Annotated in this window: 11 protein-coding genes, 1 tRNA gene and 1 pseudogene; 3 read left to right on the plus strand and 10 right to left on the minus strand. The window is 36.0% G+C overall.

Annotated elements, in window-relative coordinates:
- Nucleotides 1–81: 81 nt before the first annotated feature.
- Nucleotides 82–1,413 (minus strand): RNA polymerase factor sigma-54, encoded by a 1,332-nt coding sequence (gene rpoN / locus AB3I72_RS07405; protein WP_002366210.1) that lies wholly within the window; start codon nt 1,411–1,413, stop codon nt 82–84.
- A gap of 58 nt (nt 1,414–1,471) precedes the next feature.
- Here rpoN and AB3I72_RS07410 point away from each other — a divergent pair.
- Nucleotides 1,472–1,543, plus strand: a tRNA-Arg gene (locus tag AB3I72_RS07410).
- Nucleotides 1,544–2,199: 656 nt separating this feature from the next.
- Here AB3I72_RS07410 and AB3I72_RS07415 read toward each other — a convergent pair.
- From AB3I72_RS07415 to AB3I72_RS07440, 6 genes and pseudogenes are all read right to left on the minus strand, one after another.
- Nucleotides 2,200–2,400 carry a cold-shock protein gene (locus AB3I72_RS07415; RefSeq protein ID WP_002355647.1) on the minus strand — a complete coding sequence of 67 codons (201 nt, stop codon included), beginning with the start codon at nt 2,398–2,400 and terminating at the stop codon, nt 2,200–2,202.
- Nucleotides 2,401–2,633: 233 nt separating this feature from the next.
- Nucleotides 2,634–3,041 (minus strand): NUDIX hydrolase, encoded by a 408-nt coding sequence (locus AB3I72_RS07420; RefSeq protein WP_002361287.1) that lies wholly within the window; start codon nt 3,039–3,041, stop codon nt 2,634–2,636.
- Nucleotides 3,042–3,066: 25 nt separating this feature from the next.
- Nucleotides 3,067–4,854: a glycerophosphoryl diester phosphodiesterase membrane domain-containing protein gene (locus AB3I72_RS07425; protein WP_368023772.1), complete on the minus strand. Its 1,788-nt coding sequence runs from the start codon at nt 4,852–4,854 to the stop codon at nt 3,067–3,069.
- 29 nt (nt 4,855–4,883) lie between these two features.
- Nucleotides 4,884–5,393 (minus strand): hypothetical protein, encoded by a 510-nt coding sequence (locus AB3I72_RS07430; RefSeq protein WP_061101408.1) that lies wholly within the window; start codon nt 5,391–5,393, stop codon nt 4,884–4,886.
- 173 nt (nt 5,394–5,566) lie between these two features.
- Nucleotides 5,567–5,949, minus strand: a pseudogene (locus tag AB3I72_RS07435) (bacteriocin).
- Nucleotides 5,950–5,973: 24 nt separating this feature from the next.
- Nucleotides 5,974–9,342: an isopeptide-forming domain-containing fimbrial protein gene (locus tag AB3I72_RS07440; protein ID WP_368023774.1), complete on the minus strand. Its 3,369-nt coding sequence runs from the start codon at nt 9,340–9,342 to the stop codon at nt 5,974–5,976.
- Nucleotides 9,343–9,806: 464 nt separating this feature from the next.
- Here AB3I72_RS07440 and AB3I72_RS07445 point away from each other — a divergent pair, with 464 nt between their 5' ends.
- Complete coding sequence (locus AB3I72_RS07445; protein ID WP_002383026.1) at nt 9,807–10,211, plus strand: DUF1622 domain-containing protein; 405 nt, start codon at nt 9,807–9,809, stop codon at nt 10,209–10,211.
- Between the two features lie 20 nt (nt 10,212–10,231).
- On the opposite strand, the gene AB3I72_RS07450 is transcribed toward AB3I72_RS07445, so the two are convergent.
- Nucleotides 10,232–10,750: a hypothetical protein gene (locus AB3I72_RS07450; RefSeq protein ID WP_002355635.1), complete on the minus strand. Its 519-nt coding sequence runs from the start codon at nt 10,748–10,750 to the stop codon at nt 10,232–10,234.
- 195 nt (nt 10,751–10,945) lie between these two features.
- Between AB3I72_RS07450 and clpP the strand changes: the two genes are divergently transcribed.
- Complete coding sequence (clpP, locus tag AB3I72_RS07455; RefSeq protein ID WP_002355633.1) at nt 10,946–11,539, plus strand: ATP-dependent Clp endopeptidase proteolytic subunit ClpP; 594 nt, start codon at nt 10,946–10,948, stop codon at nt 11,537–11,539.
- Between the two features lie 42 nt (nt 11,540–11,581).
- On the opposite strand, the gene AB3I72_RS07460 is transcribed toward clpP, so the two are convergent.
- Nucleotides 11,582–12,100, minus strand: coding sequence for a DsbA family protein (locus AB3I72_RS07460; protein WP_368023776.1), 519 nt, complete (start codon nt 12,098–12,100; stop codon nt 11,582–11,584).
- Nucleotides 12,101–12,212: 112 nt separating this feature from the next.
- Nucleotides 12,213–13,136: a PEP phosphonomutase gene (locus AB3I72_RS07465; RefSeq protein WP_002358737.1), complete on the minus strand. Its 924-nt coding sequence runs from the start codon at nt 13,134–13,136 to the stop codon at nt 12,213–12,215.
- Between the last annotated feature and the right edge of the window lie 22 nt (nt 13,137–13,158).

A 13,158-nucleotide genomic window follows, 5' to 3' on the forward strand; every position in this document is an offset into this window, starting at 1 on the left:
TTTACAATTCAAAAAACCAACATTTTTTAAATTTAAAAAAACAACCAAAGCTTATGAAAATCACTCATAAGCTTTGGTTGTTTACTCATATCGTTTTCGTTTAGATGAAGATGGAATCCCTAAGGCTTCACGATACTTTGCCACCGTTCGCCGGGATATTTCCATGCCTGAATCTTTTAATCGCTCGACTAATTTTTGATCAGATAACGGTTTACTTTTTACTTCTTCATCAATTAATTTTTGTAGTTGCTTTTTAACCATTGTTGTTGAGACATCCTCGCCATCTTCTTCTGATGAAAGAATACTTGTGGAGAAGAATGAGCGCAATTCAAAGACGCCAAACGTGGTTTCTAGATATTTTCCATTGACCGCACGACTAACTGTCGATTCATGAATAGACAAAGCATCCGCAATTTCTTTTAAAGTCATTGGTTTTAATGGCCGATCTGCTTCTAAAAAGAAGGCTTCTTGACGGCGCACAATTTCTTGCCCTACACGTAAAATTGTATCCCCCCGCTGATTCACTGCGCGCTCTAACCATTCAAATTCGTTTTTCTTATCCTTAATATATTCTTGGACTTCTTTGTCGTCAGTCTCTTGCATTCGTTTGAAATAATTTTCTTGAAAATTTAATGTCGGTCGACCAGCTTTGTTGGAAATCACCACTATTCGATCTTCCTTGATTCGGACAGTTAAATCTGGTCGAATATACAATTCCTCGGTCGCATCAAAAATATTCCCTGGCGCTGGCGATAACGTTTGTATATAATCAAAAATCAATTGAATTTCTGCTAATTCAATCCCAAATTTTTTAGCTAACGGGCCCCATTTACGACTCACTAAGGCATCAAACTCTTCCTCCAATAAAATATACGCTAAATTAGGCGCGGTATCGTCTCGTTCTGTTTGTAGCATCAAGCATTCTTGTAAATTGCGTGCCCCCACACCTGCTGGATCTAGCTGTTGTAACAAAGTTAATGCATCTAGCATTTGAATGGCGCTTGCTTCGGTTTTCTCTGCCGCTTCTTCTAACGAAATCGTTAAATAACCATTCACGTCTATATATTCTACTAAAAACAAAACCAATGTTCGCAAGTATGTATCGCGGTAATTCAAATGAATTTGATCAATTAAAGACTCAAATAATGATAAATGATAGTCTGGAATTTGATTCATATAATTATTTTCTTCGTCTTGGTTGGTGTAAGAACGACTAGTTATCGGAAAATCTGTGGTGTACTGCGTGTCTACTTGTAAATCAATTAATGGATTCTCTAGTGCTTTCGCTTCAACAAAGGCAGCGAGTTCTTCCGTATTAAATTGTAAAATTTGAATGGATTGTTGAAGCTGTTGAGTCATGGCCAACTTCTGGACTTGTTTTTGTTGTTGGGACATTCGTTGCTCAAATTTCATTATTTTCGTCCTCCCTCTTGTAATTTTTGTCAATATCAGCTAAACTAGTATTCGTGCCGCGCCCTTAGTGTAGTGGATATCACGTAAGATTCCGGTTCTTGAGACGGGGGTTCGATTCCCTCAGGGCGCGTTATTTAAATATGTTGATTTATCAACGTTTCTGGACACTCTTTATTCATCTAAAGAGTGTTTTTTCTTGTTTAGGAATGATTTTTCTATCCGTAGTTTTTTCAAATGTTGCTTGTGGCAAGCTCAATCGCACTTAACGCGACAACATTTGTTCTGCTTCAGCTACAAATCCAATAAGGTTAAAATTCCTCCGTTCCTATTGTAACGCATAACGTTTCCTTTTTCTATCTGCTAAACAAAGTATTACGACAAGCAAACACCTGCTTCTCTCTTAAAGATCCCTTTCTGATTATATAGTAAATTGCTTTTAATTTGTTAATTATTTTACCTAAAACTTAATACCCTAATTAAATAAAGAACCTGGGGCAAAAATCACTTTGGATTTTTGTCCCAGGCTTAAAACCTGATAATTGGCGGGAACAGAATCGTTCAGCTCCGACCTCTAAAATACTTAATTAGAAATATGCTACCCGCAATCACACCAATTATGATTACTAGCCAAAATAATCCACTTACAAGTAACAGCTCAGTTAAGGTCATCTTCAGATTTTCCTCCTTTAAATGGCATCTGCTTTGTTCTGCTATATAATTAATGGCGAGATCAGACAACAGCTATCAAAAAAAACGGACCAACACGTGGTCCGTTTTCATTCATTATTAAGCTTTTACGATGTTCGTTGCTTGTAAGCCGCGTGGACCTTCTTCAGTATCAAAAGTTACTGCTTGGCCTTCGTCTAAAGTTTTAAATCCATCTGATTGAATAGCTGAAAAATGTGCAAATACATCATTGCCATCTTCACCTGTAATAAATCCAAAACCTTTGTCTGCGTTAAACCATTTTACTGTACCGTTGTTCATATATATTTCCTCCTAGTGCATAAAAATATGCAAGTTATTGCAAAAAATGTTGAGTGGCAAAAGGAGAAGTATAGTTTTTAAATATATAACTCAAATTACTTATCAAAATTGATTACTTAGTTACTATAACATATTTATTAGGAATAAACAATGCCCACGACTTTTCCTTGAACTTTCTAAACTAATCAAAGATGCGCTTGACAAAGCCCTAGCAAAAGACACTCCTATTCTTTCTATTTCCAGTTAGTTTTGTTTAACTTTAAGTAATCGCTACGCGCTAAATAATCAAATAGCGGAGCTAATCCTGGTGAAAAATTTACTTCCTCAAACCGCTTAATAAATTGTACGCCTTTAATTTTATTTGGTTCGTTCAGCGTAACTTTTCCTTGGGCTTGTTTAGCAAAATAAAAATGTCCTTGCCAAACGATTGAATCAAAAACGAGTGGTCCAGTAAAAATTTCTTCAAGTTCAGTAATTTCCACTGCTAATTCTTCTTTCATTTCACGAATCGCACATTCCAGCGCTGATTCGCCAAGTTCTTGTTTTCCGCCAGGGAAATTCCAAGTGTCTGGCCGATCTTTTAAAATAAGAATTTCATCTGATTGATTTTTAAGAAGTACTCGCGAAAATTCTTTTTTCATTTCGTTTAACCCTCTTCTTCATTTTTTATTGAGAAGCCACACTTGGTAGCATAAAAATATAATGCAAAATACGATCCGCATACGATGGATTTTTTTCAAAGTCATTGACTTCTTCATTGACTAACTCCAAATCATCGGTAATCACTCCAGCAACGTCCATAAAGAGCATTTTACTTAATACCTCTGAGTCATTAACTGTCCAAGCATAAACTGCTTTTTTCTGTTGGTCAGCTTTTAAAATGAAGGTATCATTCAACGTAGTAGCTTCCATTGTATACAAATCAGCTTGTGTTTCTGGAAAAGTGAAATTATAGGGCAAAATAAAACTAACTTTTACTTTTGATTTGGCTTTTTTAAACGCTTTGATCACATTGTAGTCGAGAGATTGAACCTGATGGTTATTCTTTATCAAAGGACGTTCATATTTTTCAATAAAGTTAGAAAGCGCACCTTGACTATCTTGTTTAGACGTTTTAATTTCTACTAGTAATTTTTGTTTGGCTTGGTTTGCTTTCGCTAAATAATCATCAAAACTGGCAATTGGTGCTTCTTGGCCATTTTCTTTAACGGTCATTTTTGTTAATTCAGCCAACGTAAATTCTTGTGGCGTGCCATCAACGCCGGCGAGTTCTTTAAGGTTTGCATCATGCATCACAACAAATTGATGGTCTTTGGTTTCTTGAACATCAATTTCAATATAATCTGGTTTAAATTTAATGGTTCTTTCCATAGCAGGAATGGTATTTTGTACGCCATTACTATTGGTGACCCCTCGATGCGAAATAATCAAAGGTTTTGATTCTAATAGCCCTGTTAAGTAAACAGCGTTGAAAATTATATAGCCGCCAAAAATGGTGAATAGTCCTAGGCCCATTCCGATAGTCACTAATTTATTACGTTTCGTTTCTTTGTCAAAGGCAACTTTTGTCGTCGTTTCTGCTTGAACATTTAATTGTGTATATAAGAAATTAATCAGTAATACTGAAAGCCAAGCATTAGAGACAAACTGTAAAAATTGGACAACTGTTAAATTTAAAATCCCACCTAGCAAGCTAATGGTGTCGCTCAAGGTATCTAACTTCAACTGTAGAAGATAAAGTAACACATAAATAACATACGTTGAAACAAATACCGCGATCGTCACAAATGCAATATTACGAATAATGAACCATAATCGTTTGTTTGTCATTGACCAACTAGCCTTAACTGCCTCGCCTGCTTTTTTTCTCTCCAAAATCATTAATGGAAGCGTGTAAATGAAACGAATAGCTAAATACCAGACTAATAACCCAAAAGCCAGTAGCCCCACCAAGTAAGGAATTCGTTGGGACAAAAATTCAACAATAAAATCTGGAATCACGAATTTCGTCAATAGATTACTTTGGAAAATTAGGTTACCAAAAGGGATAATGACAACAAAATAACCGAAAAAGAATAACCACGAACGGGCACCTTGCTTTTTAAGAACTTTAAAAGATGCCTTGGTAACTCCTTTAAAATGAAAGCGATGGTCTTGCCGTATTTGAAAAATCCCTAATAATAAAAAGGTAAACTGATAAAAAACTGCACCTAAAAAAAGTAACAACAAGAGAATTAATAACACCAGAGCAAGCGGCTTTTCTAACAGTAAATTCAGGTTATTAAACGAAAGATAAGGAATACCTTGAGTTTTTAGTGCGTTGGAAGTAGCCCAACTAAAAGCCCCACCCACCAATAATAATAAAACATTTAAAGTAAAAAATAACCATAAGTACTGCAAGATGTCTTTAAAAAATTGCCTTGTTCCATTTTTAAATGTTTGCCAAGCAGACATACAAACTCCTCCATTCTAAAAGTATCTGATTAAAGTTCTTCCATACGAATCCTAAATAAAACAACGGCAATCCAAATTGAAATAAATGATGGCAAAATAACAATAATGATTGCGACTGGCTCATTAATAGTTCCTTGTAACGTATTTTTTACTTCTGAAGAAACAATAAACTGATCAAAAATCACTTGATAAATAGTAACATAAATCAATACCCATTGAATATAATATTCAATTATTTTCATTAAAGCGATGGGTAAAACAATTTTTCTCATCGTTAAATTCAATAAAAAATATAATAAAAGACTCGTACTGATGATAACGACTATCCCTAAAAGAAATAACGACTCTAACTGCTCCCCTATTACGTTTGCAACGCCTATTGTTAATAATAAATACATAGCTATCGAAATTAAGATGCTCACACTTAGCATAACAGAAAACAAAAGTAATGCCTTAAGAAAAAGCCACTTATCAACTCTTTTATTTCCAATCAATAAACCTAAAAGAATCACCGAAAAAAGTAAAATCAATTCAATCATTCGTTCCTCCTTCCAAAACAAATGAAAATAAATTCATATGTTTGCGTTTATTTTATCAAACCAAAATGGATTTGTAAAACATTTCACATGTTATTTAATAAACGACTATTACTAGAAAAAAGACAAGCCAAGTTTCCTTTATTTAGGAAACTTGGCTTGTCTTTTTATTCTTTTTACTTCGTTATTTTTTGATAGTTTGCGAATAATTGATTCGCATCTCCTTCTCCATCAATTTTCTTGAGATGGCCGTTATCTATTTTAAACATAGATGGCACATGTAAAACTTTATTTTCTCGGATAAATGTTGACCATTCCTTCATGGTCTCTTTGTTGGTTAATTCTACATAGTAAACCTGTTTAGGTGCTTGTAATAGTTTCTCGAAACCCTGACAATCTGAACAGTTTTTCTTTTTTAAAACAACATAAAATGTTTCGCCAGAGTGTTTTTTTCTTGATACTCATTAAAACTTAATTCCTTTTTATGCGGAATAAATGTAAAACCTACCAACAAACTAAGTAACAAAATTAACAGACTGAACGAAATTTTTTTATTCATGTTTTTTCTTCCTTTTTAGTTTGTCTAATTTTTTCTTTTTTTATTTTTTGTTATGCCAAAGCTAATAGCCACTATAAGGACAATTAAACCTGCAATCATGTAAAGTGGATTTACTGTTGTATTAGTCATTGGTAAATGAATTCCTTTACTTGCTGATTTCCCAAAATTGACTGGGTTCGTTGGTGCTTGATGATTTGTAGGCGTCAACGGTTTCTTCGGTTTTAGCGGTTGTTTAGGTTCAGGTTTTTTTGGATCTTCTGGCGTTGGTGCAGGCGGTGTCACTGTTGGTTTGTTGGAATGTAACACGTCCCCTTCATTGCCAAAGTTTAAGTCGGCTTGGTTGGGAATGCCGCCTTGTTCAATATAAGGTGCTAATTCTTCATCGGTTGCGTCAGTTTTAATTTTAGTGGTAATGGTCATTGTGTATGTGTGACCAGCTAAGTAGGCATAACTGTCGTCTTTTTTGTTCATTGCAAAAGTTACTTTGTTATTTTCTTGTGTTACTTTGCCGTTAGCTGTAACATCTTTGCCATTTTCATCTGTGACTTTTACATCTGTAATGTCTAGTAATTGGTTAATATCATCCACCATGCTGGCTTGGGTCCAAGTGCTTGTTTCGTTACCGAAAGCTGTTTTGACGTTCCATTTAAATTCTTGGTCACGGTTGGTTAAATCTAAATGTTCTTGACCTTCGATATCTTTTGTAATCGTTGGATCTTCTGGTGTTGGTGCAGGTGGTGTTACCGTTGGTTTGTTGGAATGTAACACGTCCCCTTCGTTGCCAAAGTTTAAGTCCGCTTGGTTAGGAATCCCGCCTTGTTCAATATAAGGCGCTAATTCTTCGTCCGTTGCGCTAGCTTTGATTTTAGTAGTAATGGTCATTGTGTACGTATGACTACTCAAATAGGCATAATTATCGTCTTTTTTGTTCATTGCAAAAGTTACTTTGTTATTTTCTTGCGTTACTGTACCGTTAGTTGTGACATCTTTGCCATTTTCATCAGTGACTTTCACATCTGTGATGTCCAATAATTGGTTAATGTCATCCACTAAACTGGCTTGTTGCCAAGTACTGGTCTCATTGCCAAAGGCTGTTTTGACATGCCAATCGAAACTATCTTCACGATTGGTTAAGTCTAAGTGCTCTTGACCTTCGATATCTTTTGTAATCGTTGGATCTTCTGGTGTTGGTGCAGGTGGTGTTACCGTTGGTTTGTTGGAATGCAACACGTCCCCTTCGTTGCCAAAGTTTAAGTCGGCTTGGTTGGGAATTCCACCTTGTTGGATATAAGGTGCTAATTCTTCGTCCGTTGCGCTAGCTTTGATTTTAGTAGTAATGGTCATTGTGTACGTATGACCACTCAAATAGTCATAGCTGTCTGCTTGTTTGTTCATTTCAAAAGTTACTTTGTTATTTTCTTGTGTTACTTTGCCGTTAGCTGTAACATCTTTGCCATTTTCATCAGTAACTTTCACGTCTGTGATGTCTAACACTTTATTAATGTCATCCACCATGCTAGCTTGGGTCCAAGTGCTTGTTTCGTTGCCAAAGGCTGTTTTGACATTCCATTTGAATGCTTGGTCGCGGTTGGTTAAATCTAAGTGCTCTTGACCTTCGATATCTTTTGTAATCGTTGGATCTTCTGGTGTTGGTGCAGGTGGTGTTACCGTTGGTTTGTTGGAATGTAACACGTCACCTTCGTTGCCAAAGTTTAAGTCCGCTTGGTTGGGAATCCCGCCTTGTTGGATATAAGGTGCTAATTCTTCGTCCGTTGCGCTAGCTTTGATTTTAGTAGTAATGGTCATTGTGTACGTATGACCACTCAAATAGTCATAGCTGTCTGCTTGTTTGTTCATTTCAAAAGTTACTTTGTTATTTTCTTGTGTTACTTTGCCATTAGCTGTAACATCTTTACCATTTTCATCAGTGACAACGACTTTTTGGATATCTAATAATTGGTTAATATCATCTACTAAACTGGCTTGTTGCCAAGTACTTGTTTCATTGCCAAAGGCTGTTTTGACATGCCAATCGAAACTATCTTCACGATTGGTTAAGTCTAAGTGCTCTTGATTTTCGATATCTTTTGTAATCGTTGGATCTTCTGGCGTCACGTCACACGCATGCGCATTGTCATTTTTAGGAATCGTCGCTTCTGGAAATTCTTTAGCAATTGTGCCTTGATTCATTGTCCCACTACTTACAAGAGTTGCTGCATCAATCGCTGTATTTTCTTTGACTTCGTAGTGAATGGTGATGTTTCCAACGTAACCTTCTGTACTAGTTGCTGAAATAGTTTGTCCGTTAATTTGAACAGGCACATCATTTCCAGCGTCGTCCGTAGCTGTCGCCGATTGAATATCAAATTGATTGGCAATCGTTAATGAAGCTGTTGCCGGTGTCGATTGCGCCAGGCGATCTTTAACAATTTGTTTTAATTGTGCTGTAAAATCATCAATGGATTGACTTGTAATAAAGTCTTCTGGTGTGCTAGATCCTTGTTGCAACTCTTGTTTTACAAAGGGACCAACTTCTGACTCATATTTATCATAGTAAGTTTTGACAGAACTAAGAGCCTCAACACTTTCCCAATACGCATTAATCATTTCATAGCCTTGTTTAGTAATTTCTTGGTTTAACGCTAGAACTTCTGCTGCAGCACCTTTGTAATCATTACTGTATTCAACTGAAACATAGTCGTTACCACTTTGATGACGTGGATCTGGATATTCATTAATTGAATCATTGGTATTGGTTTTATGTGTATAACCATCTAGCCGTGTATTTGCAACCCCATCTGTCACTAATAAGAAGTATGTTTTACGGTTTGTTAAATCGCCATGGGTTTCATTGTATCTATTTAAAGCTAATTCTAGCCCTTTTGCGGTAGGTGTTCCACCATATGTACGAACATCACCAAAATTTGAGACAAACTGAGTTTTATCATAAGTTAATTCAGTATTAATCCGAACATTTAAAGGCTCGTCCCATTGATTAACTTTTGTTGTTCCATCTGAAAACATATAATTTTTTCCGCCGCGATATGAAGCAAGCATCACGCGGTCTTGGTCAGACAAGCCTTGAACCACTTCATCAATCGCTTGTCTTACATGTGGAAAATTATCTGAAAAACTACCACTGGCATCTTCAACAACCACTAAATCAACCGGTTCCGTTTCACCCGCTTGAACTGGGAAAGCAGCTTGTCCTTCCAATATCCGTTTACAATCAGCCAGACTGTCGTCTTTCACTTTCACCGTATTGGTCATTCCTTCTGTATCTCCTGCTTTAACCACTCCTTCAGCTAAAGCCAATGTGGGACTGAAATTTCCCACAACTGTTCCAGCGACAATCACCATTGTCGATAATAATTTCGTTGCTTTCTTAAACATTTTAATCCTCCCTATTTTCTTTCGCTAGTGTTTGGGACACTTGCTTCTCTTTACTTCAACTACAGCTCCTTAAATCTTTCATCAAGTCGATGTGTCCCCTTGTTTTTGTGACACATCTCTTACTCAATTTCTGATTCTATCACCTTTATAGGCTAAAACTTGGCAGTATTCGGCTCTTGAAAACGTAAAATTTGTCTTTTAAAAATTAATGAAAAGACTATCCACTGACAAAGTTGGTTTTCACTTACTTTTTGACACCTGATTCCTTTTAAAAGTCTTTTTTTGCACAAAAAAAGTAAAAGAACCTTTACAATCCTTTTACTTAATTGTTAGATACTATTCATAATTTTCTTAGTTTTGTTCTATAAGCTGAATAGTTTAGCCCGTTTATTTCAACAATATTTGACGTTAATCAACCGTTTCGTTATAGTTAAAGAAAAGGATTTTTGGTAGGAGTGAATACGATGAATGAGTGGCCCCATCAGTTAATGACGCTTTTAACCCCACTTTTTGAGCTATGTATTTTAGGACTGAATGTTTTTTCGATTATTGTTTTAGTTTGGGGTGTTTGTTTAGCAGGAAAAGATTTCATTAAAAGTGAACGACAAAATCAAAGCCGCTTTACCTTAACCAAAATGAATACGTTCATCAAAAACTTCCTTGGTAGCTACATTCTGTTAAGTTTAGAAATTTTAATTGCTGCTGATATTATTGAATCTATTGTTAAACCAACTTTTCAAGATATTTTGAAATTGGCAACCTTAGTGATTATCCGTACAGTTATTTCTTATTTCTTACATAAAGAAATTGAAGATACTATGACCGATATGGAACAACAAGAAAAAGAACCAGATACCCCCAAAAATTAGCGGGTACGCTGGTTCTTTTTTTATTTAATCGCTTTAAAATAATGAAGTGGTTCGTTAGACAAACGCTGCATTTTACGTTTTTTATCTTCAATAATTGCTAGAATCTCGTCTGAAAAATTTTCTAAAATAACACGGCCGCCTTTATAGGTGTGCCCACCCATTTCAGCAACTTCGCTGGCCGTCAAAATGACTTTACGATGCGCAATTTTTTTGAAAAATTCTTCAATTAAGTACGTCGGTAAGTAAAAATTATTTTGAGCAGAAAATGATTCCAAATAAATAAAATCATCGATGCTGATGAAACAATCATCCATCGATAAGTATTCAATTGATCTGTCTATATATAATTCACGCTTTTGTAAAATTTCTTTGACTTTTTTATTTAATAAATTCAATGATTCAATTTCTTTAACCAAATGTTCTAGTTCACGATAACGTACTTCTTTTCGCTCTTTGTAAGATGAATGTAAGGCGGCACTTGCTGTGACTATTAGCGCACCGACGATTACACCGACCATTCCGGCGATAAAAACAAACATATTTTTCCCCTCGCTCTTTTCTAATTTTCCATTTTAGTATAACATAATCCAAAAGTTTCGGATAAAAAATGACACAAAATTTTTCAAGCGACTTCGTTGACCTTTATTGACCAAAGAGGTATACTTTTCATAGGCATTCAAAGTGCTTTGTGATAGAATGACTTTAAAAGTTTCTTTATATAGGAGGATTTACTTATGAATTTAATTCCAACAGTTATTGAACAATCATCTCGCGGTGAACGTGCTTATGACATTTACTCTCGTTTATTAAAAGATCGCATCATTATGCTAAGCGGCCCTATCGATGATAACGTGGCAAACTCAGTGATTGCACAGTTATTATTCTTAGATGCCCAAGATTCAGAAAAAGACATTTACTTGTACATTAACTCTCCTGGTGGCAGCGTTTCTGCAGGCTTAGCGATTTTCGATACCATGAATTTCGTTAAAGCGGATGTCCAAACGATCGTATTAGGAATGGCGGCTTCAATGGGTAGCTTCTTATTAACAGCTGGTCAAAAAGGCAAACGTTTTGCTTTACCAAATGCGGAAATCATGATTCATCAACCACTTGGTGGCGCTCAAGGGCAAGCAACAGAAATTGAAATTGCTGCTCGTCACATTTTAGACACTCGTCAACGTTTAAATTCAATTTTAGCTGAACGAACTGGCCAACCAATTGAAGTGATTGAACGTGATACCGATCGTGATAACTATATGACTGCCGAACAAGCAAAAGAATATGGGTTAATCGATGAAGTAATGGAAAATAGTAGCGCCTTAAATTAAAAATAAAAAATGGAAACAGCGACAGTCGCTGTTTCCATTTTTTTATTTTTCAATGTATCCTCGTAATTCTTCTTCAGTGACACTTTCGTCAAAGATATGCTCACCAATGATGATCGTTGGTACAAATTGAATGTGCGCTGCATTGGCTTCAGCAATCACGGCGGAAACAAGCGTTGCATCTGTTTGTTCTTTTAAGCCAAGATTTTTTTCAGCATACGTCGCTACTTCTTCTAAGGTTAAGTTTCCCCATTCATCTTGCGTAGCAAACATTTTCTGCAATGCTGACAGTGCTTGTTCAGGCGCTGAATAGTCAATGTAGTGATGCATCACATTGCCGCGTTGTAAACTTTCTTTTTCTTTATCAAACAACTTAATGATACGTTCAACTTTACCACTTTTGACAGATTGTGCTAACAGTTCCTCATACTCTTCAAACCATTTTCTGCAATAAGGACAGCGAACATTGATAAATTCTATCATTTTGACAGGGGCATTGCTCTCACCAATGTGAAGCCCTGTTTCTGTGTTAACTTTTGTTGCATCAATTACTGAAATATCCATAAAAAACCTCATCCTTTCAAACCTTTATTTCTCTTTTAGTATACCGTTTTTCAATAAAAAAATCATAAGACACGAATTCAAATTTTCTGAATTCGTGCCTCTGTTCACTTTTTTAACGATTAATCGAACGAGCCATTCTAGCAACAGTATGTCTTTTCCCACGTATCGCATCAGAAAGCTCTTTAATATTTTCAATACCAACTAAGCCCATATTGGCATCGCCAATATGTTGAATATCTACGCCTAAAATTTTATTTCTAATGCCGATAGCTTGGATAACTTCAGGTTGAGCACTTTCTTGTGAAGTTCCAATGGCACTCATAACTAATTTTCCTTTTGAATGTGCAAAATCCACAACTTCTTTGACTTGTTGATCATCGATGCCCCAAACCGTGCCAACTGCTGGGACTAAGACAATATCAGCGCCCGCTTCAATAAATTGTTCAGCTGATTTTAAACTGACCACTGGTTCATCTACGCCTGAACTGTGCATTTTTCCGGCAATAATGATGCCATCAAAATGTTTTTTGGCTAAGGCCACGTTCTTAGCAATCAAGTCGTTGGTCACGCCAGTTCCTGGATTACCTGTCAATAAGATAAAATCCAAACCCAGTTCATTGGCTTTTTTGAAAGTAGCTGCCGATGCTTTTCTACCTGGTTCGATCGAAACTCTCGTTGAAGCTAAATCTAAATTTTCATCAACAGGTTCGACATTCATGCCAATCGGTAAACCGACTAGTTCTTTCAAACGATGAACAACCTCATCATTAGGGACACATGTTTCCGCAGTATATTGCCCTTCATAAGCGGCTACTACAATCGGTTGATTAACATCGAAAACATTCAATAAAATCATGTCTGCGCCATATGCTTTTGACATTTCCGCACAAGTGATATCACCTGCTACGGATGGATGAACTACCACATTTTCCGATAAAATTACGCGCCCTTCGCTCGCTTTAATACTCTGAAACAGCTCTTCTTTTGACATCCGTTTGATTTCTGATGCATTTGCACTAATTAATCGTTGAACCATTTTGACCCCTCCAATAGTTTTT

It is taken from the genome of Enterococcus sp. GC34, from assembly GCF_040886645.1.
Taxonomy (GTDB): domain Bacteria; phylum Bacillota; class Bacilli; order Lactobacillales; family Enterococcaceae; genus Enterococcus; species Enterococcus faecalis.

What these genes read in the sequence shown, in the direction of transcription:
- AB3I72_RS07450 (WP_002355635.1), bottom strand. Translation starts at nt 10,750, where the DNA reads ATGTTTGTTTTTATCGCCGGAATGGTCGGTGTAATCGTCGGTGCGCTA.
- AB3I72_RS07420 (WP_002361287.1), bottom strand. Translation starts at nt 3,041, where the DNA reads ATGAAAAAAGAATTTTCGCGAGTACTTCTTAAAAATCAATCAGATGAA.
- AB3I72_RS07465 (WP_002358737.1), bottom strand. Translation starts at nt 13,136, where the DNA reads ATGGTTCAACGATTAATTAGTGCAAATGCATCAGAAATCAAACGGATG.
- AB3I72_RS07430 (WP_061101408.1), bottom strand. Translation starts at nt 5,393, where the DNA reads ATGATTGAATTGATTTTACTTTTTTCGGTGATTCTTTTAGGTTTATTG.
- AB3I72_RS07425 (WP_368023772.1), bottom strand. Translation starts at nt 4,854, where the DNA reads ATGTCTGCTTGGCAAACATTTAAAAATGGAACAAGGCAATTTTTTAAA.
- rpoN (WP_002366210.1), bottom strand. Translation starts at nt 1,413, where the DNA reads ATGAAATTTGAGCAACGAATGTCCCAACAACAAAAACAAGTCCAGAAG.
- AB3I72_RS07415 (WP_002355647.1), bottom strand. Translation starts at nt 2,400, where the DNA reads ATGAACAACGGTACAGTAAAATGGTTTAACGCAGACAAAGGTTTTGGA.
- AB3I72_RS07460 (WP_368023776.1), bottom strand. Translation starts at nt 12,100, where the DNA reads ATGGATATTTCAGTAATTGATGCAACAAAAGTTAACACAGAAACAGGG.
- clpP (WP_002355633.1), top strand. Translation starts at nt 10,946, where the DNA reads ATGAATTTAATTCCAACAGTTATTGAACAATCATCTCGCGGTGAACGT.
- AB3I72_RS07440 (WP_368023774.1), bottom strand. Translation starts at nt 9,342, where the DNA reads ATGTTTAAGAAAGCAACGAAATTATTATCGACAATGGTGATTGTCGCT.
- AB3I72_RS07445 (WP_002383026.1), top strand. Translation starts at nt 9,807, where the DNA reads ATGAATGAGTGGCCCCATCAGTTAATGACGCTTTTAACCCCACTTTTT.